General features: G+C 68.9%; 18 protein-coding genes. 12 read left to right on the plus strand and 6 right to left on the minus strand.

The features are described from left to right. The first annotated feature begins 47 nt into the window (after window positions 1-47). Window positions 48-1,187 carry a branched-chain amino acid ABC transporter substrate-binding protein gene (locus WI26_RS00590; RefSeq protein ID WP_059539814.1) on the plus strand — a complete coding sequence of 380 codons (1,140 nt, stop codon included), beginning with the start codon at window positions 48-50 and terminating at the stop codon, window positions 1,185-1,187. A 212-nt stretch (window positions 1,188-1,399) separates the two neighbouring features. Here the strand turns inward: WI26_RS00590 and WI26_RS00595 are convergent, their stop codons facing one another. Beyond that, window positions 1,400-3,052, minus strand: coding sequence for an acyl-CoA dehydrogenase family protein (locus tag WI26_RS00595; RefSeq protein WP_069224975.1), 1,653 nt, complete (start codon window positions 3,050-3,052; stop codon window positions 1,400-1,402). Window positions 3,053-3,125: 73 nt separating this feature from the next. Between WI26_RS00595 and WI26_RS00600 the strand changes: the two genes are divergently transcribed. From WI26_RS00600 to WI26_RS00615, 4 genes are all read left to right on the plus strand, one after another. After that, window positions 3,126-3,794 carry a TetR/AcrR family transcriptional regulator gene (locus WI26_RS00600; protein WP_069224976.1) on the plus strand — a complete coding sequence of 223 codons (669 nt, stop codon included), beginning with the start codon at window positions 3,126-3,128 and terminating at the stop codon, window positions 3,792-3,794. A gap of 266 nt (window positions 3,795-4,060) precedes the next feature. Further along, entirely contained in the window at window positions 4,061-5,215 is a 1,155-nt protein-coding gene (locus WI26_RS00605) for a pyridoxal phosphate-dependent aminotransferase (RefSeq protein WP_060191023.1), read from the plus strand. 114 nt (window positions 5,216-5,329) lie between these two features. Further along, on the plus strand, window positions 5,330-6,118 hold the full coding sequence (locus WI26_RS00610) for an ABC transporter substrate-binding protein (RefSeq protein ID WP_069226324.1): 789 nt from the start codon (window positions 5,330-5,332) through the stop codon (window positions 6,116-6,118). Between the two features lie 13 nt (window positions 6,119-6,131). After that, on the plus strand, window positions 6,132-7,562 hold the full coding sequence (locus WI26_RS00615) for an FAD-binding oxidoreductase (protein WP_069224977.1): 1,431 nt from the start codon (window positions 6,132-6,134) through the stop codon (window positions 7,560-7,562). Window positions 7,563-7,587: 25 nt separating this feature from the next. Here WI26_RS00615 and WI26_RS00620 read toward each other — a convergent pair whose 3' ends face one another. From WI26_RS00620 to WI26_RS32885, 3 genes are all read right to left on the minus strand, one after another. Next, complete coding sequence (locus WI26_RS00620) at window positions 7,588-8,160, minus strand: PadR family transcriptional regulator (RefSeq protein ID WP_069224978.1); 573 nt, start codon at window positions 8,158-8,160, stop codon at window positions 7,588-7,590. Window positions 8,161-8,228: 68 nt separating this feature from the next. Next, a complete protein-coding gene (gene cadR / locus WI26_RS00625; protein ID WP_059505566.1) occupies window positions 8,229-8,660 on the minus strand; it encodes a Cd(II)/Pb(II)-responsive transcriptional regulator in 432 nt (143 codons plus the stop codon). 51 nt (window positions 8,661-8,711) lie between these two features. Continuing rightward, entirely contained in the window at window positions 8,712-9,074 is a 363-nt protein-coding gene (locus WI26_RS32885; protein ID WP_236849287.1) for a hypothetical protein, read from the minus strand. Window positions 9,075-9,179: 105 nt separating this feature from the next. On the opposite strand from WI26_RS32885, the gene WI26_RS00630 reads away from it, so the two are divergent. Further along, on the plus strand, window positions 9,180-11,288 hold the full coding sequence (locus WI26_RS00630) for a heavy metal translocating P-type ATPase (protein WP_236849288.1): 2,109 nt from the start codon (window positions 9,180-9,182) through the stop codon (window positions 11,286-11,288). A 10-nt stretch (window positions 11,289-11,298) separates the two neighbouring features. Then, window positions 11,299-11,643: a zinc ribbon domain-containing protein gene (locus tag WI26_RS00635; protein ID WP_069224980.1), complete on the plus strand. Its 345-nt coding sequence runs from the start codon at window positions 11,299-11,301 to the stop codon at window positions 11,641-11,643. A 120-nt stretch (window positions 11,644-11,763) separates the two neighbouring features. Here WI26_RS00635 and WI26_RS00640 read toward each other — a convergent pair whose 3' ends face one another. Continuing rightward, on the minus strand, window positions 11,764-12,642 hold the full coding sequence (locus WI26_RS00640; RefSeq protein ID WP_069224981.1) for an AraC family transcriptional regulator: 879 nt from the start codon (window positions 12,640-12,642) through the stop codon (window positions 11,764-11,766). 275 nt (window positions 12,643-12,917) lie between these two features. Between WI26_RS00640 and WI26_RS00645 the strand changes: the two genes are divergently transcribed. The 4 genes from WI26_RS00645 (at window position 12,918) to eutC (ending at window position 18,289) form a co-directional block, all read left to right on the plus strand. Continuing rightward, window positions 12,918-14,390 (plus strand): mechanosensitive ion channel, encoded by a 1,473-nt coding sequence (locus WI26_RS00645; protein WP_059452694.1) that lies wholly within the window; start codon window positions 12,918-12,920, stop codon window positions 14,388-14,390. A 194-nt stretch (window positions 14,391-14,584) separates the two neighbouring features. Beyond that, entirely contained in the window at window positions 14,585-15,997 is a 1,413-nt protein-coding gene (eat, locus tag WI26_RS00650) for an ethanolamine permease (protein WP_059508682.1), read from the plus strand. 106 nt (window positions 15,998-16,103) lie between these two features. Beyond that, window positions 16,104-17,501, plus strand: coding sequence for an ethanolamine ammonia-lyase subunit EutB (locus WI26_RS00655; RefSeq protein WP_059452590.1), 1,398 nt, complete (start codon window positions 16,104-16,106; stop codon window positions 17,499-17,501). Continuing rightward, window positions 17,498-18,289, plus strand: coding sequence for an ethanolamine ammonia-lyase subunit EutC (eutC, locus tag WI26_RS00660; protein WP_069224982.1), 792 nt, complete (start codon window positions 17,498-17,500; stop codon window positions 18,287-18,289). The genes WI26_RS00655 and eutC overlap by 4 nt, the downstream gene beginning before the upstream one ends. Window positions 18,290-18,301: 12 nt before the next feature. Here the strand turns inward: eutC and WI26_RS00665 are convergent, their stop codons facing one another. Further along, the gene (locus tag WI26_RS00665; protein WP_069224983.1) at window positions 18,302-19,186 is read right to left on the minus strand and encodes a LysR family transcriptional regulator; all 885 of its coding nucleotides are present in this window, start codon (window positions 19,184-19,186) and stop codon (window positions 18,302-18,304) included. A gap of 150 nt (window positions 19,187-19,336) precedes the next feature. On the opposite strand from WI26_RS00665, the gene WI26_RS00670 reads away from it, so the two are divergent. Further along, complete coding sequence (locus WI26_RS00670; protein ID WP_069224984.1) at window positions 19,337-20,944, plus strand: MFS transporter; 1,608 nt, start codon at window positions 19,337-19,339, stop codon at window positions 20,942-20,944. The last annotated feature ends 143 nt before the right edge of the window (window positions 20,945-21,087 follow it).

Raw genomic sequence — 21,087 nt, forward strand, 5'->3', positions numbered from 1 at the left:
AGGCGATCCCGAAGCCGCTCCATTTACCCTGGTACCAAGGAGATGCTATGCAACACACGATGAAAAAGCTGGCAGGCGCGACGTTCGTCGCCGTCATGTCGCTTGCGGGGACGGCCCATGCGGACGACGTGAAGATCGGTTACGCAGGGCCGATGACGGGCGCCCAGGCTCACTACGGCAAGGATATGCAGAACGGGATCGCGCTCGCGCTGGAAGACTTCAACGCGACCAACCCGAAGATCGGCGGCAAGGCGGTGAAGTTCGTGCTCGAGACGCAGGACGACCAGGCTGACCCGCGCACCGGCACGACGGTTGCGCAGAAGCTCGTCGACGACGGCATCAAGGGCATGCTCGGCCACTTCAACTCGGGCACGACGATTCCGGCTTCGCGCATCTACGCGAACGCCGGCATTCCGGAAATCGCGATGGCGACGGCGCCGGAATACACGCAGCAGGGTTACAAGACGACCTTCCGCATGATGACGTCCGACACGCAGCAGGGCTCGGTGGCGGGCACCTTCGCGTCGAAGGATCTCGGCATGAAGAAGATCGCGATCGTCGACGACCGCACGGCCTACGGCCAGGGTCTCGCCGACCAGTTCGAGAAGGCCGCGAAGGCCGGCGGCGCGACGATCGTCGACCGTGAATTCACGAACGACAAGGCCGTCGACTTCAAGGCGATCCTGACCAAGCTGAAGGCGGCGAAGCCGGACCTCGTCTACTACGGCGGCGCGGATTCGCAGGCAGCGCCGATGGTCAAGCAGATGAAGACGCTCGGCATCACCGCACCGCTGATGAGCGGCGAAATGGTGAAGACGCCGACGTTCCTGAAGATCGCGGGCAACGCGGCCGATGGCACGATCGCATCGCTCGCAGGCCTGCCGCTCGAGGAAATGCCGGGCGGCAAGACCTACGCCGAAAAGTACAAGAAGCGCTTCGGCGAAGACGTGCAGACGTACTCGCCGTACGCGTACGACGGCGCGATGGCGATGCTCAACGCGATGAAGAAGGCTGATTCGACCGATCCGGCGAAGTACCTGCCGGTGCTCGCGAAGACCGACATGGCCGGCGTCACGTCGTCGCACGTCGCGTATGACGCGAAGGGCGACCTGAAGAACGGCGGCATCACGATGTACAAGGTCGAGAAGGGCGAGTGGAAGCCGCTGAAGAGCATCGGCGGCAAGTAAGCATCGCGCGTGTTGCGGGCGGCGGCAACGCTGCGTCGTCCGGCTTGCGTGTGGAGGCCATCGGACCATTCGGTCCGGTGGCTTTTTTGTTGGGTCGCTAGTCGGGCCGGTTGCGCGGCAGGAACTTCTGCAGCTTGCCGGGCGCCGCCCGGGCGGCGCGGTCGAGGGCGGCGACGAGGTTCATCGGGGCTCCTGAGCGATGGGGCGCGAGGTCAGGCCGGGTACGCGCGCTGCAGCAGCGCGGCGACGTCGAGCGCATGCGGATCGAAGCCGCCCGCGATGCGGCCCCAGTCGGGGGCGGCCAGCCGCGTCGCGATGAACGCGTCGGCGACGGCTGCGGGCGCGTCGCGCCGCAGCAGGCACGCCTGCGCGACGAGCGCGAGCCGCTGCGCGAACACGCGCGCCGACGCCTCGAGCGTATCGGCCGGTGCCGCGAGCATCGCGCGCAGCGCATCGAGCGCCGTGCGGATGCGCGGTTCGCCCGCGCCGAGGTCGGTCAGTTCGGCGAACAGCGCCGCGGCCGCGTCGGGCTCGCGCGACACCGCGCGCAGCACGTCGACGCACATCACGTTGCCGGAGCCTTCCCAGATCGAATTGACCGGCGCCTCGCGGAACAGCCGCGCGATCGGGCCGTCGTCGACGTAGCCGTTGCCGCCGAACACTTCCATCACCTCGCCGGTCAGCTCGACCGCGCGCTTGCAGACCCAGAATTTCGCGGCGGGCGTGACGATCCGCTTCCACGCGCGCTCGCGCGGCGAGCCGTCGCGCTCGAATGCGTCGGCCAGACGCATCGCGAGCGCGAGCGCGGCCTCGCTTTCGAGCGCGAGATCGGCGAGCACGGTTCGCATCAGCGGCTGCTCGGCGAGCGCGCGGCCGAACGCATGGCGCTGGCGCGTGTACGCGATCGCCTGCACGACGCCCTGGCGCAGCATCGCGGCGCTGCCGAGCACGCAGTTCAGCCGCGTGTACGTGGCCATCTCGATGATGGTCGGAATGCCGCGCCCTTCGTCGCCGAGCATGATGCCCCACGCGTCGTTCAACTCGATCTCGCTGCTTGAGTTGCTGCGGTTGCCGACCTTGTTCTTCAACCGCTGGATCTCGACCGCGTTCTTCGTTCCGTCGGGCCGCCAGCGCGGCACGTAGAAGCACGACGGGCTGCCGGCTTCGGTGCGCGCGACGATCAGGTGCGCGTCGCACATCGGCGCGGAGAAAAACCACTTGTGGCCGCGCAGCCGGTATTCGCCGCCGCGTCCGCCCGCGCCGACGGCGCTCGCCAGCGTCGTGTTCGCGCGCACGTCGGAGCCGCCCTGTTTCTCGGTCATGCCCATGCCGAACCAGATCGAGCGCTTGTCGGCGACAGGCACGTCGCGCGGATCGTAGTCGTCGCTGTACAGCTTGTCGCGCAGCAGATCCCACAGCGCGGGTTCCTTCTGCAGCACCGGAATCGCGGCCTGCGTCATCGTCGCCGGGCACAGCGTGCCGGCTTCGATCTGGCCGTGCAGGTAGAAGGCGGCCGCGGTCGCGGCCCAGCGGCCGGCGCGCGGATCGCGGAACGCGAGCGACACGAAGCCTTCGTTGCGGTACATGCCGAGCAGCGTGTGCCACGCCGGATGGAAGTCGACGCGGTCGATGCGCCGGCCGCGCCGGTCGAACGCATTCAGTTCCGGCGTGTGGCGATTTGCTTCGTCGGCGAGCCGCGCGGCGTCGGCGCTTCCCAGCCGCGCGCCGTACGCGTCGAGCTGCGGCACGGCCCAGCCGGCGCCCGCGCGCGCCAGCGCCTCGCGCAGCGCGATGTCGGTGGCGAAGAGGTTATAGTCGACCAGTTCGTCGAACTGGTTCGTGACGGCATGGGTCGATTCGGTCATCGGGCTGTCTCCGGTCTCATGCTTCGCGGTCTGCCGGTCAAACGCGTTTCCGCTGAATTTCAGAGTAGCAAATATGCTGCCGCGACATGTTCAGGTTCCGGCGCCGCCCGGCCAGCCGGCGGCGCAACCCGCGCCCGCGTTGCGCCGCCGGCCGCGCCAGTCGCGCGCGCAGGCCACGTCCGAGGCGCTCCAGCAGGCATTCGTTCAGCTTTTGCTCGAGCGCGGCTATGCGAAGGCGACGATCCGCGAGATCGCGGCCGTCGCGGGCGTGAGCGTCGGCACCTTTTACGAATACTTCGGCGACAAGCAGAGCCTCGCCGCGCTGTGCATCCACCGCCGCGTGCTGGCGCTGGCCGACCGGCTGCGCGAAGCGGCGCACGGGCTGCGCGGCGTGTCGCGTGCCGAGCTCGCGGCCGCGCTCGTCGACCTGCAGGTCGATGCGATCGCCGCCGACGCCGCGCCGTGGAGCGCGTTCTTCGCGCTGGAGCGGCAGGTGTCGCCGCTCGGCGCGTACCGCCGCCATTACGACGCGTATGTCGCGCTGTGGCGCGACGCGCTTGCGCAATGCAGCGATCCGCCGCCCGCCGCGCGGCTCGACGGGATCGCGCGGATGGCGCATGCGGTCTGCTACGGCGGCGTGTCGCAGGCGCTGCTCACGCTCGGGCCCGTGCTCGACTTCGCCGCGTTGCGCGGCGAGTTGCGGGCCGTGCTGGATGCCTATCTGGCGGCCGCGGGCGCGTGACGCGCGGCGTGGCCGTGCGTCCGGGCAGCCCGCGCAAGCCGGCCGTGCGTGTGAGCCGGCTGCGGCGGAAATTCCTGAAGTGCATGCATTGCCGGCCAGACGGCCGTGGCATTGAGCCCTGTGCATGACTCGTCATGAGAAAAATGCATGGCCGCCATGACGAACTTTCGATTGTCCACGCTTATTGACTCGGGCTAAATCATGCGTCGAGAGCCGGGCCGCACGCGTCGCGCGGGCCGGCGCGAAGGACATCCGAAGGAGGAGCCATGCGAAGTGCCACCACGCCCCGTTCGAAACTGCCGGACGTCGGGACGACGATCTTCACGGTGATCGGCCAGCTCGCCGCGCAGCACGATGCACTGAACCTGTCGCAGGGCGCGCCGAATTTCGCGCCCGATCCGGCGCTCGTCGACGGCGTCGCGCGCGCGATGCGCGACGGCCACAACCAGTACGCGCCGATGGCCGGTGTCATGTCGCTGCGCGAACGCCTCGCGGAGAAGACGGAGGCGCTGTACGGCACGCGTTACGACCCGGGCACCGAGATCACGGTGATCGCGAGCGCGAGCGAAGGCCTCTACGCGACCATCAGCGCGCTCGTGCATCCGGGCGACGAAGTGATCTATTTCGAGCCGTCGTTCGACAGCTATGCGCCGATCGTGCGCTTGCAGGGCGCGACGCCGGTCGCGATCAAGCTGTCGCCCGAGCATTTCCGCGTGAACTGGGACGAAGTGGCCGCGGCGATCACGCCGCGCACGCGGATGATCATCGTCAACACGCCGCACAACCCGACCGCGACGGTATTCTCCGCCGACGATCTCGAACGGCTCGCGCAGCTCACGCGCAATACCGACATCGTGGTCCTGTCGGACGAGGTCTACGAGCATGTCGTGTTCGACGGCGCGCAGCATCAGAGCGTCGCGCGTCACCGTGAGCTTGCCGGGCGCAGCGTGATCGTGTCGTCGTTCGGCAAGTCGTTCCACGTGACGGGCTGGCGGGTCGGCCATTGCATCGCGCCGGCCGAACTGATGGACGAGATCCGCAAGGTGCACCAGTTCATGGTCTTCTCGGCCGATACGCCGATGCAGGTCGCGTTCGCGGAAATCCTCGCGCGGCCGGAAAGCTATCTCGGGCTGTCGGCGTTCTACCAGGCCAAGCGCGACCTGCTCGTGCGCGAGCTGACCGGTTCGCGCTTCGAGCTGCTGCCGAGCGAAGGCTCGTTCTTCATGCTCGCGCGGTTCCGGCATTTCTCGGACGAGCGCGACAGCGACTTCGTGCTGCGCCTGATCCGCGATGCCCGCGTCGCGACGATTCCGCTGTCGGCGTTCTACACCGACGGCACCGACGCGGGCGTGATCCGGCTCAGTTTCTCGAAGGACGACGCGACGCTGATCGAAGGCGCGCGGCGGCTGCGTTCGCTGTAATCGCGGGCGCGGCCCGCACCCCAAGCAGGCGACGTGTACGTCGCACGGAAAGTCAACGACGGAACCGGAGCACGCGCGAACGCACGGCGCCGGCCGACAAGCCAGGAGATCACGATGAAGCATGCACACATCCTCAAGCTCGCGTTCGCATTCGCGTGCGCGCTCGGGTCCGGCGCGGCGCTCGCCGACGGGCAAACGCTGCGTTTCGGCCTCGAGGCGCAATACCCGCCGTTCGAGTCGAAGGCGCCGAACGGCGATCTGCAGGGCTTCGACATCGACGTCGGCAACGCCGTTTGCCAGACCGCGAAGCTGTCGTGCAAGTGGGTCGAGACGTCGTTCGACGGGCTGATTCCCGCACTGAAGGGCCGCAAGTTCGACGCGATCAACTCGGCGATGAACGCGACCGAGCAGCGGCGCCAGGCGATCGACTTCACGACGATCATCTATCGCGTGCCGACCCAGCTGATCGCGCGCACCGGCAGCGGCCTGCTGCCGACGCCGGAGTCGCTGAAGGGCAAGCGCGTCGGCGTGCTGCAGGCGTCGATCCAGGAAACCTACGCGAAGGCGCACTGGGAGCCGGCCGGCGTGTCGATCGTCGCGTACCAGGATCAGAACCAGGTCTATGCGGATCTCGTGGCCGGCCGTCTCGACGCAACGCTGGTGCTCGCGCCGGCTGGCCAGCGCGGTTTCCTGTCGCGCCCGGACGGCAAGGGTTTCGCGTTCGTCGGCCAGCCGGTGCGCGACGACCGGATTCTCGGCAGCGGGATCGCGTTCGGCCTGCGCAAGGGCGACGACGCGCTGAAGGCGAAACTCGATTCCGCGATCAACAAGCTGAAGGCGGACGGCACGGTGAAGTCGCTTGGCCAGAAGTACTTCGGCGATATCGACATCTCCGCGAAGTAAGCGGACGCGCACGATGCAGAGCCAGGATACGGGCGGAGAGGCGGGCGGCCACGGTGCGGCGGCGCCGGCGGACGACGCACTCGAGGCGGCGCTCGTCGCCGGCCTGGGCGACGCGCTGGTCACGCGGGCGGCCGAGATCGATCCGCGCTACTTCACCGCGTACAACGAGCCGGCCGGTGTGCGGCCGCGCGCGCTGGTGCGGCCGCGCAGCGTCGACGACGTGTCGCGCACGCTCGCGCTGTGCTCGCGGCTCGGGCAGCCGGTCGTGCCGCAGGGCGGGCTCACCGGGCTCGCGCGCGGCGCGGTCGCGCTGGGCGGCGAGGTCGTGCTGTCGATGGAGCGTTTCGCAGGTGTCGAGGCAATCGACACGGCGGCGGGCACGATGACGGTGCGTGCCGGGACACCGCTCCAGACGGTGCAGGAGGCCGCGGACGCGGCGGGTTTCACATTCGGCGTCGATCTCGGCGCACGCGGGTCGTGCCAGATCGGCGGCATGCTCGCGACCAACGCGGGCGGCACGCGCGCGATCCGCTACGGAATGATGCGTGAGCAGGTGCTCGGACTGGAGGCCGTGCTCGCCGACGGCACCATCGTGTCGTCGATGAACCGGATGCTGAAGAACAATGCGGGCTACGACCTGAAGCAACTGTTCATCGGCAGCGAAGGCACGCTCGGCATCGTCACGCGTGCCGTGCTGCGGCTGCATCCGAAGCTGGCCGCGCTCGCCACCGCGCTCTGCCGCGTGCATGGCTACGACGCCGTCGTCGGGTTGTGGAACCGCTTGCGCGCCCTGCCCGAGATCGTCAGTTTCGAAGCGATGTGGCCGGCCTTCTACGACTACGTCGCGGGCCACACGCCCGGCGTCGTCGCGCCGTTCGCGGGCGACGGCGGCTTCGCGGTGCTGATCGAGTGCGCGACGAGCGCACCGAGCGGCGATGCGCGCCAGGCGCTGGAAACCGGCCTCGCGGGGGCGATCGACGCGGGGCTCGTCGACGATGCGACGCTCGCGATGTCCGAGCGGCAGGCGCGCGATCTGTGGACGTTGCGCGAAGGCCTCGCGATCGATGCGCTGCCGCATCTGGTGAACTTCGACGTGAGCCTGCCGACGGGCGAGCTCGGCCTGTTCGCGGAGCGCTGCGAGGCGGCGTTGCGTGCGACCTGGCCCGATATCGTTTGCCTGTTCTTCGGCCACGTCGGCGACGGCAACGTGCATATCGGCGTATCGCTCGCCGGCATGCGCGATGCGGACGCCGACGCGATCGATCGCTGCGTCTACGCGGTCGTTCGGGACATGGGCGGCTCGGTGTCGGCGGAGCACGGCATCGGCATGCTCAAGCGCGCGTATCTCGCGCATACGCGCAGCGAAGCGGAAATCGGCTTGATGCGGCGCCTGAAGGCTGCACTCGATCCCGTCGGCGTGCTCAATCCCGGCAAGGTGCTTTGATCGGCGCGAGCCGATGGCGGGCGGGTCAGCCGTCGACCCAGCGCAGCGCGCCGATCTTCAGGTGTTCGACGACGCTGCGCGCCCAGTCGAGCTCCGCATCGAGCAGCACGAGCGCATGCTCGTTCTGCAACAGGAACAGGCGCGGCACCTGGTCGTTCTGCGCGGCGTTGCGCAGCGACTCGAGACGTTCGCGTTCGGCCTCGAGCGCGGCGATGCGGCGCTCGAGTTGCTGGCGCGCATCGTCGGCGTCGAGCAGCGGCAGGAACGCGAGGCCGGCGCCGAACGCCGGAAACTCGCGTGCCGGCTCGGCGAGCAGCGCATGCAGCCACGCCTGCCCGGCCGTATGCCCGGCTTCGGTCAGCGTGTACAGCGTGCGTTCGGGAAACGCGCCGTCGCGCTCGGTGTCGTGCACGGCGATCAGCCCGTCGCGCAGCAGCCGGTCGATCGTCTGGTAGAGGCTCGTGCGCTGCCGCACGTTGACGACTTCGTCATACCCGCGTGCCTTCAACTGCTGCAGCATCCCGTACGGATGCATTGGCGTTTCGGTGAGTGTCGCGAGGACGGCGAGCGCGAGCGGAGACGGGCGGCTTGTTGCCATGAATAGTTCGAATATGTCTAGTAAAGATATAACTAGTATCGACTAGACTATCGTATTCCACAAGGGTTTCAGCCGAGGTGCGAGCGCTTCGCGGCCGGCGCGACGGTTTCCATCGTCGTGAGACCGTGGACGATTCCGCAGTCCTCGACCGAATGTTCGCCGACGCACTGGCGGCGCAACTCGGTGAGCTGGTCACGCAGATGCGTCAGTTCAGCCAGGCGCGCGTCGACGTGGCCGATGTGCTCGTCGAGCAGCGCGTTGACCGAATCGCACGGGTCGGCGGGTGTGTCGGTGAGCTGCAGCAGCGTGCGGATTTCGTCGTGCGCCATGTCCAGCGCGCGGCAGTTGCGGATGAAGCGCAGCCGCTCGACGTGCACGTCGGTGTAGTTGCGGTAGTTCGAATCGGTGCGCTCCGCGTCCGGCATCAGCCCCTCCTTCTCGTAGAAGCGGATCGTTTCGGGCGTGCAGCGGGCCGCCTTGGCCAGTTCGCCGATCTTCATGGCTTTCTCCGTTGAAAGGGTTGACCTTGTAGTGGCTTCAGGGTGTTAACTCTACACCGTCAAGCCATAGAGGAGGTTGTCATGACCGACGCCCAGCGTACCCCCGACCCACGACACCGTCATGCCGGCGGCGCCGATGCGTGCTGCGCCGACGCGCGCGACACGCAGGCGGCGACCGTCGCCGACGCGGCGTCGGCGGCCGGTGAGCACGCGCATGGCGACGCGCCGCCGCACCGCGCGCAGCCGCATGCATGCGGTCACGATCATGACCACGATCACGCATCCGCGCGCGCCACGGGGGACGATCGTGCCGAGCACGCGCACGGCGACGGGCATGAGCACGGCGCGGCGTGCTCGCACGACCACGCGCCGCATGACCATGCCGGTCACGACCACGACCACGACCACGACCACGCAGCCGGCGCTTGCTGCGCGCCGGCCGCGCTGACGCTTGCGCCGTTGCCGGTCTCGCGGGCGACCGCGTCGGGTCACGTGCGCTCGGCGTTCCGGATCATGCAGATGGACTGTCCGACCGAGGAAACGCTGATCCGCAAGAAGCTCGGCGCGATGCAGCAGGTGTCGGCGCTCGAATTCAACCTGATGCAGCGGATGCTGAGCGTCGAACACGTGCCCGGCGCGCAGCCGGCGATCGAAGACGCGATCCGCGCGCTCGGGATGACGCCGGAGGCCGCGTCGGCCGACGCACCGGCAGCGCCCGTCGCGCCGCCGCCCGCGAAGCCGTGGTGGCCGCTCGCGCTGGCCGGCGTCGCCGCGATCGCGTCCGAGGCGGTGAGCTGGGCCGGCCTGCCGGTGTGGCTGTCGGCGGCGCTGGCGCTCGCGGCGGTGCTCGCATGCGGGCTGACCACCTACAGGAAGGGCTGGATCGCGATCCGCAACGGCAACCTGAACATCAACGCGCTGATGAGCATCGCGGTGACGGGCGCGATGGCGATCGGCCAGTGGCCGGAAGCCGCGATGGTGATGGTGCTGTTCACGATCGCCGAATTGATCGAGGCGAAGTCGCTCGATCGCGCGCGCAACGCGATCCAGGGCCTGATGCAGCTCGCGCCGGACACCGCGACGGTGCAGGACGCCGACGGCTCGTGGCGCACGATCGAGGCCGCACAGGTCGCGCTTGGCGCGATCGTGCGCGTGAAGCCGGGCGAGCGGATCGGGCTGGACGGCGAGGTCGTCGCGGGCCGCTCGACGGTGAACCAGGCGCCGATCACCGGCGAGAGCCTGCCGGTCGACAAGACGGCCGGCGACGCGGTGTACGCGGGCACGATCAACGAAGCGGGTTCGTTCGACTATCGCGTGACGGCGGTCGCCGCCAATTCGACGCTCGCGCGGATCATCCACGCGGTCGAGGAAGCGCAGGGCGCGAAGGCGCCGACGCAGCGCTTCGTCGACCAGTTCGCGCGCGTGTACACGCCGATCGTGTTCGCGGTCGCGCTGCTGGTCGCGGTGGCGCCGCCGCTCGTGATGGGCGGCGCGTGGCACGACTGGATCTATCGCGCGCTGGTGCTGCTCGTGATCGCGTGCCCGTGCGCGCTGGTGATCTCGACGCCGGTGACGATCGTGTCGGGGCTCGCGGCCGCGGCACGGCGCGGGATTCTCGTGAAGGGCGGCGTATATCTGGAAGAAGGCCGCAAGCTCGCGTGGCTCGCGCTCGACAAGACCGGCACGATCACGCACGGCAAGCCGGTGCAGACCGACTTCGACCTGCATGCGACGGACGCCGACGCGGCGCGCGTGCGTCATCTCGGCGCGAGCCTCGCGGCGCGCTCGGATCATCCGGTGTCGCAGGCGATTGCCGCCGCGGCGCGCGATGCGAAAACGGCAGCGTTCGCCGATGTAAAGGACTTCGAAGCACTCGTCGGGCGCGGCGTGCGCGGCACGATCGACGGCGCGCGCTACTGGCTCGGCAACCATCGGCTCGTCGAGGAGCTCGAACGCTGTTCGCCGGCGCTGGAGGCGAAGCTCGACGCACTCGAGCGGCAGGGCAAGAGCGTCGTGATGCTGATCGACGACACACGCGTGCTCGGCATCTTCGCGGTGGCCGACACGATCAAGGACACCAGCCGCGCGGCGATCGCCGATCTGCACGCGCTCGGCATCCGCACCGCGATGCTCACCGGCGACAACCCGCACACCGCGCAGGCGATCGCGCGGCAGGCCGGCATCGACGATGCGCGCGGCAACCAGTTGCCAGAGGACAAGCTCGCAGCCGTCGAGGAGCTGTCGGCGGGCGGCGCGGGCGCGGTCGGGATGGTCGGCGACGGCATCAACGACGCACCGGCGCTCGCGCGCGCCGACATCGGCTTCGCGATGGGCGCGATGGGCACCGACACCGCGATCGAGACGGCCGACGTCGCGCTGATGGACGACGACCTGCGCAAGATCCCGGCGTTCGTGCGGTTGTCGCGCGCGACGCACCGCGTGCTGGTGCAGAACATCGGCTTCGCGCTCGGCGTGAAGATCGTGTTCCTCGGCCTCACGGTCGCGGGGCTCGGCACGATGTGGATGGCCGTGTTCGCCGATGCCGGCGCGAGCCTGATCGTCGTCGGCAACGGGTTGCGGCTGCTGTCGAAGACGGGCGTGTTCGACGGCGCGACGGCGAAGCGATGAGGAGCGGGCGATGAGCTTTCTGAAACGGATCCTGGGCGGCCACGGAGGAGGTGGTCACGGCTGCGGCGGACATCACGGCGTGCAGCAACGCGACGGCCATGGCGGTCACGATGTGCGCGGCCGCGACCGTTACGGCTGGGGCTGGCAGCCGTCGGCCGAGGGGCAGCGCGGCCCGAGCGGCAACATGCCGCTGCGCCAGCTCGCGTGCGCGGGCTGCGGCGCCATCAACGCAGCGGATGCGCGATTCTGCGCGCAGTGCGGCGTATCGCAGCGCGGCAAGGCGTGCGGCCGGTGCCACGCGGCGCTGGCCGCCGATGCGCGCTTTTGCCCTGGCTGCGGGACGCAGGCCGGGTAACGCCTGGTCGCCGGCCGCGTTGCCGGCGCGATGGCCGAATCACAGGACGGCACGGCGCCTGCAACGGGCGCCGCATGGCACGACGCGCGGGCGCGGAGCCCGCGTGCCGCGAACCGCCGCTCAACGCAGCGGCAAATGGATCTCGGTGCGCAGGTCGGCCGGCGCCGCGTCCATCGGCGTATTCAGATACAGCTCGAACGGCGGTGCATCGGCGGCCTCGCGGCCCGAGTGCCGCAGCCAGTCGCCGTACAGCCACTGATAGGCCGTCTTCAGGTCGGCATAGGGGCCGGTATGCAGCAACACCGCGTACTCGCCGCCGGCGACCGTCACGCGCTCCACGGGCGGCGTCGGCTCGATGTCAGGCGCGCCGTCGGCGGGCACGAAGCACGCTCTCGCGCGCAGCTGCGCCTCGGGCGTCGTATCCGGATCGTCATAGAAGATCCCGATCATCCTCGCGCCGGGGCCGATCAGCCCGTGCCGTCCGGCCCACGCGCCGATCTGCCCGAACGCGTCGCCGACCTTCAGGTACGCGCCCGTATGCGGTACCGCATAGCCGCGCAGTTCCGGCAGCCGCCGGATCTCGACTTCATGCTTGAACATGTCTTCCTCTCCTCGCTGTAACGGATAGATTGGCCGGTGAACGCCGGCGCGCCGGTGCTGCGCGGGCGGCACGCCGTAAGCATCGCGAAATGCGCGGGCGAACGCATGCGTCGAGCCGTAGCCGGCGCGCCGCGCGATCGCGTCGAGCGGCAATGTCGTGCACACGAGATCCTCGGACGCGCGCACGATCCGCATCCGCCGCACCGTCAGCACGATCGACTCGCCGTACAGCGCGCGATAGACGCGCTGCCAGTGATACGGCGACAGGCACGCGATTTCAGCGAGCCGGTTCAGGTCGAGCGTGTCGTCGAGGTGACCGAGGATGTAGTCGTGAACGCGGGCGATGCGTGCCGCGTAGCGGGCCCACGCGGGCGTTTCGATTCTGGTGTCGACGGTCATGCGTGCGTCCGGGGCAAGAGTCGGCGTCACGGTAGCACGCCGCCGATTGATAAATCTTGCGGAGATGCGTAGCGCGAATATTTCCGTCCCTTTTTATTTCGACGAAATTGGGTCTCGTTCCCGTCGATCTGTGTCTAAAGTTAAAGACGGTGAAATCGGGTGATCGCGTCATTTTTCTCGGGTAAGTTGCTCGGACGGCAACGCACGGTTTTCGAAGTACGCAGGTAGTTCGTCGATGTTCAATCGCAACGCCACGTTTTTCGGGAGAAGAAGAAATGGATGCTTCCAGCTTCATCACGTCGCTGCAGACCACGCTAGGCGGATATCTGCCGAAGATCGCCGGCGCGATCGGTATCCTGGTGATCGGCTGGCTGATCGCCGTGGCGGTGCGGGCCGGTGCGCTCCGGTTGCTCAGCGCGCTGAAGGTCGATCAGCGCATCAACGAAAGCACCGGCCAGGGCGCGTGCGTCGAGCGGATCATCGCCGGCGGCCTGTTCTGGCTCGTGCTGCTCGTCACCGCCGTGGGCATCTTCAACGTGCTCAACCTGTACGCGGTGTCCAATCCGTTCTCGCTGCTCGTCACGCACATCGTCAACTACCTGCCGAACCTGATCGGCGGCGCGGCGCTGACGCTGATCGCGTGGCTGATCGCATCGCTGTTGCGCAGCCTCGCGAACCGCGCGCTGAAGGCGAGCAAGGTCGACGACAAGCTGTCCGAAAGCGCGGGCATGCAGCCGATGAGCGGCTATCTCGGCGACGTGCTGTTCTGGCTCGTGATCCTGATGTTCCTGCCGGCGATTCTCGCGTCGTTCGCGCTGTCCGGCCTGCTGTCGCCGGTGCAGGGCATGGTCGACAAACTGCTCGCGATCGTGCCGAACCTGTTCGCGGCCGCGGTGATCGGCTTCGTCGGCTGGATCGTCGCGCGCGTGCTGCGCGGCCTCGTGACGAACCTGCTCGTCGCCGCCGGCGCCGATCGCCTCACGCAAGGCCTCGACAGCCCGACGCCGGTGCGCGTGTCGAGCCTGGTCGGCACGATCGTCTACGTGTTCGTGTTCGTGCCGACGCTGATCTCCGCGCTCGACGCGCTGAAGATCGACGCGATCTCGATTCCCGCGACCAACATGCTGAACCAGTTCCTCGGCGCGGTGCCGGACATCGTCGCGGCGATCGTGATCGTGCTCGTCACGTTCTACTTCGCGCGCTTCGTCGCGTCGCTCGCGCAGAAGCTGCTGGAGGCCGCCGGCGTCGACGGGCTACCGGCCGTGCTCGGCGTCGAGCGTGTGTTCTCGGGGATCCTGCAGCCGTCGGTGCTGGTCGCGCGGCTGATCGTGTTCTTCGCGATGCTGTTCGCGTCGGTGGAAGCCGCGAACCGGCTCGGCTTCACGCAGGTGCGCGACGTCGTCACGCTGTTCATCGAATTCGGCGGGCACGTGCTGATGGGCGGCGTGATCCTCGTGATCGGCGTGTGGCTCGCGGGTCTCGCGCGCCGCGTGATCGAGCAGGCCGACCGCGAGCACAGCGTGCTGTTCGCGCGGATCGCGCAATTCGCGATCCTGGGCCTGGTATTTGCGATGGGGCTGCGTGCGATGGGCATCGCCAACGAGATCGTGCAGCTCGCGTTCGGCCTCGTGCTCGGCGCGATCGCGGTGGCGGTCGCGCTGTCGTTCGGCCTCGGCGGCCGCGAGGCCGCCGGCAAGCTGCTCGACCGCTGGTTCAACCAGCGCGGCGGCGGCCAGTCGGGCCAGTAACGCGTCGGCCGTCCGGCCGCGTCGTGCGGCCGGACGGCGCGCGCTGGGCGACGGCGGCGCGCGACTGGCGTTACCGTCAGCGAAACGTCGGCCATCATCTTTGCCGAATTTCGATAACACGTCGTTTAATGACTCTCTAGCATCGATTCTCAGTCGCGCGGGCCCGGCAGGCCGGCGCCTTTCAGGAGAATCCGATGAAAGCAGAGTCGAATGGCCGGCCCGCCGCCGGCGCCAAGTCGTCCGGCCAGCCCGCGCTGCAGCAGACGCTCGGGACCTGGCAACTGTGGGGCATAGCGGTCGGCCTCGTGATTTCAGGCGAATACTTCGGCTGGAGCTACGGCTGGGCGAGTGCCGGCACGCTGGGTTTCGTCGTCACCGCGCTGTTCGTCGCGGCGATGTACACCACCTTCATCTTCAGCTTCACCGAGCTGACGACGTCGATCCCGCACGCGGGCGGCCCGTTCGCGTATGCGCGCCGCGCGTTCGGCCCGGCGGGCGGCTATCTCGCCGGCGCGGCGACCCTCGTCGAATTCGTGTTCGCGCCGCCCGCGATCGCGCTCGCGATCGGCGCATACCTGCACGTGCAGTTTCCGGGGCTCGAACCGAAACACGCGGCGATGGGCGCGTATCTCGTATTCATGGCGCTGAACATCGTCGGCGTGCAGATCGCCGCGACATTCGAGCTGGTCGTCACGCTGTTCGCGATCTTCGAATTGCTGGTGTTCATGGGCGTCGTGTCGCCGGGCTTCGCGTGGAGCAATTTCATGAAGGGCGGCTGGTCGGGCGCCGATCATTTCAGCGTCGGCGCATTCCACGGGATGTTCGCGGCGATCCCGTTCGCGATCTGGTTCTTCCTCGCGATCGAAGGCGTCGCGATGGCCGCCGAAGAGGCGAAGAACCCGAAGCGCTCGATTCCGATCGCCTACGTGGCCGGCATCCTGACGCTCGTCGCGCTGGCGGTCGGCGTGATGGTGTTCGCCGGCGGCGCGGGCGACTGGACCAAGCTCGCGAACATCAACGACCCGCTGCCGCAGGCGATGAAATACATCGTCGGAGCGAACAGCGGCTGGATGCACATGCTCGTGTGGCTCGGGCTGTTCGGGCTCGTCGCGTCGTTCCACGGGATCATCCTCGGCTATTCGCGCCAGATCTTCGCGCTGGCCCGCGAAGGCTACCTGCCGGAGTGGCTCGGCAAGGTGCATCCTCGCTTCAAGACCCCGCATCGCGCGATTCTCGCGGGCGGCGTGGTCGGGATCGCGGCGATCTACAGCGACGAGCTGATCCAGTTCGGCGGCCAGACGCTCACCGCGAACATCGTGACGATGTCGGTGTTCGGCGCGATCGTGATGTATATCGTAAGCATGGCGGCGCTGTTCAAGCTGCGCCGGTCGCAGCCGAACATGGCGCGGCCGTTCCGCGCGCCGCTGTATCCGTTCTTCCCGGCATTCGCGATCGTCGCGGCGCTGATTTGCCTCGGGACGATGGTGTATTTCAACGGGCTGGTGGCGATGGTGTTCGTCGCGTTCCTCGCGCTCGGCTACGCGTACTTCCTCGCGACCCGTGCGCAGCGCGCGAGCGCACCGGCCGACGTGCTGCTGGAGGAATGACGATGGCTCACCCGAACGGCCGCTGGTGACGGCAACCGGCGCGCCCCGTGAAACGGGCGCGCCGTCGGCGTTTCGCAACGCAAGGACTGGCAAGGAGATTCGAACGATGTCCTATACGGAGACGATCGGCCCGCGTACATACCGCTTCGCGGATCTGAAAACGCTGCTCGCGAAGGCGAGCCCGTTGCGCTCCGGCGACCAGCTCGCCGGCGTCGCGGCGGCGAGCGAGGAGGAGCGCGTCGCCGCGAAGATTGCGCTCGCGGGTGTGCCGCTGAAGGCGTTCCTGAACGAAGCGGTGATTCCGTACGAACACGACGAGGTCACGCGCCTGATCCTCGACGATCACGATGCGGCCGCGTTCGCTGAAATCTCGCATCTCACCGTCGGCGACTTCCGCAACTGGCTGCTGTCGCCCGCGGCCGATGGCGCCGCGCTCGAACGGATCGCGCCCGGCCTCACGCCCGAGATGGTCGCGGCCGTGTCGAAACTGATGCGCAACCAGGACCTGATCGCGGCCGCGAGGAAGCGCCGCGTCGTCACGCGCTTTCGCAACACGGTCGGGCTGCCCGGCCGGATGTCGGTACGCCTTCAGCCCAACCACCCGACCGACGACGTGAAGGGCATCGCCGCGTCGATGCTCGACGGGCTGATGTACGGCTGCGGCGATGCGATGATCGGCATCAACCCGGCGACCGACAGCCTCGCGGCGATCGTGAAGCTGCTCGCGATGATCGACGGGTTCCGCGAGCGCTACGGCGTGCCGACGCAGTCGTGCGTGCTCACGCACGTGACCAACACGATCGCGGCGATCGAGAAGGGCGCGCCGGTCGACCTGGTGTTCCAGTCGATCGCGGGCACCGAGAAGGCGAATGCGAGCTTCGGGATCTCGCTCGCGCTGCTCGGTGAGGCGCGCGAGGCTGCGCTGTCGCTCGGGCGCGGCACCGTCGGCAACAACCTGATGTACTTCGAGACGGGGCAGGGCAGCGCGCTGTCGGCGAACGCGCATTTCGGCGTCGACCAGCAGACTTGCGAGGTGCGTGCGTATGCGGTCGCGCGCAAGTTCGATCCGTTCCTCGTGAACACGGTGGTCGGCTTCATCGGGCCGGAGTACCTGTACGACGGCAAGCAGATCATTCGCGCGGGGCTCGAGGATCACTTCTGCGGCAAGCTGCTCGGCGTGCCGATGGGCTGCGACATCTGCTACACGAATCACGCGGAGGCCGACCAGGACGACATGGACACGCTGCTGACGCTGCTGGGCGCTGCCGGCATCAACTTCATCATGGGCATTCCGGGCGCCGACGACGTGATGCTGAACTACCAGAGCACGTCGTTTCACGATCAGCTCTACGTGCGCGAGGTGCTCGGCCTGCGCCGTGCGCCGGAGTTCGAGGAGTGGCTGGAGACGATGGAAATCGCCGACGCGCATGGCGCGCTGCGCGCCGCGAACGCGCGCGTGCCGTTGCTCGCCGGCGCGAACGACTGGATGGGGATTTCCGCATGAGCGACGCCGTCGAGAAGAATCCGTGGGCGCAGCTGAAGTCGTTCACGAACGCACGGATCGCGCTCGGCCGCGCGGGCAGCAGCCTGCCGACCGCGCCGCTGCTCGCGTTCAACCTGTCGCACGCGCAGGCGCGCGATGCGGTTCATCAGCCGCTCGACGCGGACGCGCTGCGCCGCGAGATCGACGCGGCCGGCTTCGCGACGCTCGGCGTGCAGAGCGCGGCGCCCGACCGCCAGCATTACCTGCGCCGGCCCGACCTCGGCCGCAAGCTGTCCGATGACGGACGCGCGCTGCTGGCCGGCTACGGCGCGGCGCTCGACGACGCGCCGGACGTCGTGTTCGTGGTCGGCGACGGGCTGTCGGCGTTCGCGGCCGCGAAGCAGGCGCTGCCGTTGCTGCAGGCGATGCGGCCGCGGCTCGATGCGGACGGCTGGCGAGTCGGCCCGGTGGTGGTCGCGACCCAGGCGCGCGTCGCGCTCGGCGACGAGATCGGCGAGCTGCTGCGCGCGCAGGTCGTCGCGATGCTGATCGGCGAACGGCCGGGGCTCAGCTCGCCGGACAGCCTGGGCGTGTACCTGACCTGGGCGCCGAAGGTCGGCTGCCACGACGCGCTGCGCAACTGCATCTCGAACGTACGGCCGGAAGGGCTGCCGCACGCCGCCGCCGCGCACAAGCTGCATTACCTGATGACGCACGCGCGCAGGCTCGAGCTGACGGGTGTCGGCCTGAAGGATGACAGCGACGCGCTGCTGTCCGACGCGCAAGCGGAGCGGATCGGCGCCGTGTGACGGGGCGGCCGTCTACTTGAACAGCCGCTCGCACAGGAAGTCGACGAACACGCGCAGCTTCGGCGACAACTGCCGGCTCGACGGCCACACGATCGAGAACTGCCCCGGCGCGATCCGGTAGTCGTCGAGCACGGTGACGAGCGCGCCCGTATCCAGCGCGTCGCGTGCGAGGAAGTCGGGCATGTAGCCGATGCCCACCCCCGCCATCACCGCGCCGCGCAGCGCTTCCATGTTGTTGCAGGTCATCGCCGTGCGCAGCTTCAGCGGCGTGCCGTCGTCGGCGGCGAGCGCCCAGTCCTGCAGCTTGCCGGTGGTCGGAAAACAGTAGCGCACGCAATCGTGCGTTTCGAGATCGTGAGGCGCCTGCGGCGTGCCGGCCTGCGCGAGATACGCGGGCGTCGCGCACAGCACGAACGCGAACGGGCCGAGCCGCCGCGACATCAGGCTCGAATCCGACAGCGGGCCGCTGCGGATCACCGCGTCGAAGCCGCCTTCGACGAGATCCACCATCCGGTCGTTGAAATCCAGGTCGAGCTCCACGTCCGGATAGCGCTGCCTGAATTCGGGCAGCACCGGCAGCAGGAACCGGTAGCCGATCACCGGCAGGCTCACGCGCAGCTTGCCGCGCGGGCGCTGCGCGGAGGCCGTCACCGTCGCCTCCGCATCACGAAAATCCTCGAGGATCCGCTGGCAGCGTTCGTAGAAATGGCGTCCTTCGTCGGTCAGCGTGACGCGCCGCGTCGTGCGGTTGAACAGGCGCACGCCGAGCGACTGCTCGAGCCGCGCGATCGTCTTGCCGACAGCGGAGGCCGAGATGCCGAGCGCGCGGCCGGCCGCGACGAAGCTCAGCGCTTCGGCGGTGCGGACGAAGGCGGCGATGCCGTTCAGATTTTCCATCGACGTAGACGAGTGAGCGGGCGCGAAGCGGTCAATTGAAGAATTTTAGTCCGTTATCTGCGGAGCTCTACGTCGTTTTTTAATCATTGAATCGAAATTATCCTTGATCGCTCTTGAGGCGCATCTGCGCCGGCTTTTCGAGGAGCGATGATGGATCACCCGTTTTCAGCCGCTTCAGCCACGTCGGCGCGCCGGCGCGCGTGGGTGCTGGCCGCCGTCTGCATGGCCGCCGTCGCGCTGCCGCTGTCGTTTTCGGGCGGCGCGGTCGCGACGCCCGCGATCGGCCGCGACCTGCACGGCGGCCCGGTCGCGATGAACTGGATCACCAACGCGTTCATGCTCGCGTTCGGCAGTTTCCTGATGGCGGCCGGCGCGCTGGCCGACCAGTTCGGTCGCAAGCGCGTGTTCGCGATCGGTGTCGGCGGCTTCACGCTGATGTCGGTGGCGCTAGCATTCGCGCCGTCGATGCTCGCGGTCGACCTGCTGCGCGCCGCGCAGGGGCTCGCGGCGGCCGCAGCGCTCGCGGGCGGCACGGCCGCGCTCGCGCAGGAGTTCGACGGCGCGGCGCGCACGCGCGCGTTCAGCCTGCTCGGCACGACATTCGGGATCGGGCTCGCATTCGGGCCCGTGCTGGCCGGCGCGCTGATCGCGCACTACGGCTGGCGCGCGATCTTCATCACGGGCGCGGCGGCCGGTGCGTTGTCGCTCGCGTTCGGGCTGCCGCGCATGCACGAGTCGCGCGATCCGCACGCGACCGGGCTCGACTGGCCGGGCACGGCCGCCTTCACCGTGGCGCTGACGCTGTTTACGTTCGGCGTGATCGAGGCGCCCGCGCGCGGCTGGACGCATCCGCTCGTCGTCGCGCTGCTGGCGGGCGCGGCGTTCGGTGCGTACGCGTTCGTCGCGATCGAGACGCGCGTCGCGCGGCCGATGCTCGATCTGTCGCTGTTCCGGATTCCGCGCTTCGTCGGCGTGCAGGTGCTGCCGGTGTCGACCTGCTGCTGCTATATCGTGCTGCTCGTCGTGCTGCCGCTGCGCTTCATCGGCATCGACGGCTTCAGCGAAATCGACGCAGGCTGGCTGATGCTTGCGATCTCCGCGCCGATGCTCGTCGTGCCGCTCGTCGCGGCGACGCTCACGCGCTGGCTGTCGGCCGGCGTGATCTCGGGGCTCGGGCTGCTGTTCGCCGCCGCGGGCCTCGTGTGGCTGGGCGTCGCGCTGCGCGGCGGCGCCGGGCCGCAGGCGATCGCGCCGATGCTTGCGATCGGCGTCGGGGCCGGCATGCCGTGGGGGCTGATGGACGGACTGTCGGTCAGCGTCGTACCGAAGGAGCGCGCGGGGATGGCGACCGGGATCTTCAGCACGACACGCGTGGCGGGCGAGGGGATCGCGCTCGCGATCGCCGGCGCGGTGCTGGCGACGCTCGCGCACGCCGAATTGCGGCAGGTGGCGGCGGGCGCGTCCGACGCCGCGTTGCGCGCGGCCGCGCGGCTCGCGACCGGCGATCTCGCCGGCGCGGCGGCCGTGTTGCCGGGCGTCGAACGTACGGCGCTGCTGGCGACCTATGCGCACGCGTTCGATCGGCTGCTGATCGGGCTCGCCGTCGTCACGGTGCTGTGTGCGGTGGTGGTGTTCGCGTTTCTCGGCACACGGCCCGTGGTGCCGGAAGCGGGCGGCGACGACGGTGAACGTGCGCTGCCCGACGCGCCCGTGCGCCGCCAGTCCGAACCGGTTTGCGCGGAAGCCCGCGGGCGGTGAGCGGTGCGTTGCGTCGCCGGACACGCGTCCGGCGCGAATGGCGCCGGTGTGCCTGCTGCGTCGACCCGTTCGACGCATCACGCGTGCGCAAGCGCTCGCAGCGCATCACCGGCCGATGTGCGGCCGCCTTGCCGCGACGCCGG

The organism is Burkholderia diffusa (assembly GCF_001718315.1).
In the GTDB taxonomy this organism is placed as follows: Bacteria; Pseudomonadota; Gammaproteobacteria; order Burkholderiales; family Burkholderiaceae; genus Burkholderia; species Burkholderia diffusa_B.

Bases quoted from the DNA above. Each gene is read 5' to 3' on its own strand.
- WI26_RS00590 (WP_059539814.1), top strand. From the start codon at position 48: ATGCAACACACGATGAAAAAGCTGGCAGGCGCGACGTTCGTCGCCGTC.
- WI26_RS00595 (WP_069224975.1), bottom strand. From the start codon at position 3,052: ATGACCGAATCGACCCATGCCGTCACGAACCAGTTCGACGAACTGGTC.
- WI26_RS00600 (WP_069224976.1), top strand. From the start codon at position 3,126: ATGCTGCCGCGACATGTTCAGGTTCCGGCGCCGCCCGGCCAGCCGGCG.
- WI26_RS00605 (WP_060191023.1), top strand. From the start codon at position 4,061: ATGCGAAGTGCCACCACGCCCCGTTCGAAACTGCCGGACGTCGGGACG.
- WI26_RS00610 (WP_069226324.1), top strand. From the start codon at position 5,330: ATGAAGCATGCACACATCCTCAAGCTCGCGTTCGCATTCGCGTGCGCG.
- WI26_RS00615 (WP_069224977.1), top strand. From the start codon at position 6,132: ATGCAGAGCCAGGATACGGGCGGAGAGGCGGGCGGCCACGGTGCGGCG.
- WI26_RS00620 (WP_069224978.1), bottom strand. From the start codon at position 8,160: ATGGCAACAAGCCGCCCGTCTCCGCTCGCGCTCGCCGTCCTCGCGACA.
- cadR (WP_059505566.1), bottom strand. From the start codon at position 8,660: ATGAAGATCGGCGAACTGGCCAAGGCGGCCCGCTGCACGCCCGAAACG.
- WI26_RS00630 (WP_236849288.1), top strand. From the start codon at position 9,180: ATGGACTGTCCGACCGAGGAAACGCTGATCCGCAAGAAGCTCGGCGCG.
- WI26_RS00635 (WP_069224980.1), top strand. From the start codon at position 11,299: ATGAGCTTTCTGAAACGGATCCTGGGCGGCCACGGAGGAGGTGGTCAC.
- WI26_RS00640 (WP_069224981.1), bottom strand. From the start codon at position 12,642: ATGACCGTCGACACCAGAATCGAAACGCCCGCGTGGGCCCGCTACGCG.
- WI26_RS00645 (WP_059452694.1), top strand. From the start codon at position 12,918: ATGGATGCTTCCAGCTTCATCACGTCGCTGCAGACCACGCTAGGCGGA.
- eat (WP_059508682.1), top strand. From the start codon at position 14,585: ATGAAAGCAGAGTCGAATGGCCGGCCCGCCGCCGGCGCCAAGTCGTCC.
- WI26_RS00655 (WP_059452590.1), top strand. From the start codon at position 16,104: ATGTCCTATACGGAGACGATCGGCCCGCGTACATACCGCTTCGCGGAT.
- eutC (WP_069224982.1), top strand. From the start codon at position 17,498: ATGAGCGACGCCGTCGAGAAGAATCCGTGGGCGCAGCTGAAGTCGTTC.
- WI26_RS00665 (WP_069224983.1), bottom strand. From the start codon at position 19,186: ATGGAAAATCTGAACGGCATCGCCGCCTTCGTCCGCACCGCCGAAGCG.
- WI26_RS00670 (WP_069224984.1), top strand. From the start codon at position 19,337: ATGGATCACCCGTTTTCAGCCGCTTCAGCCACGTCGGCGCGCCGGCGC.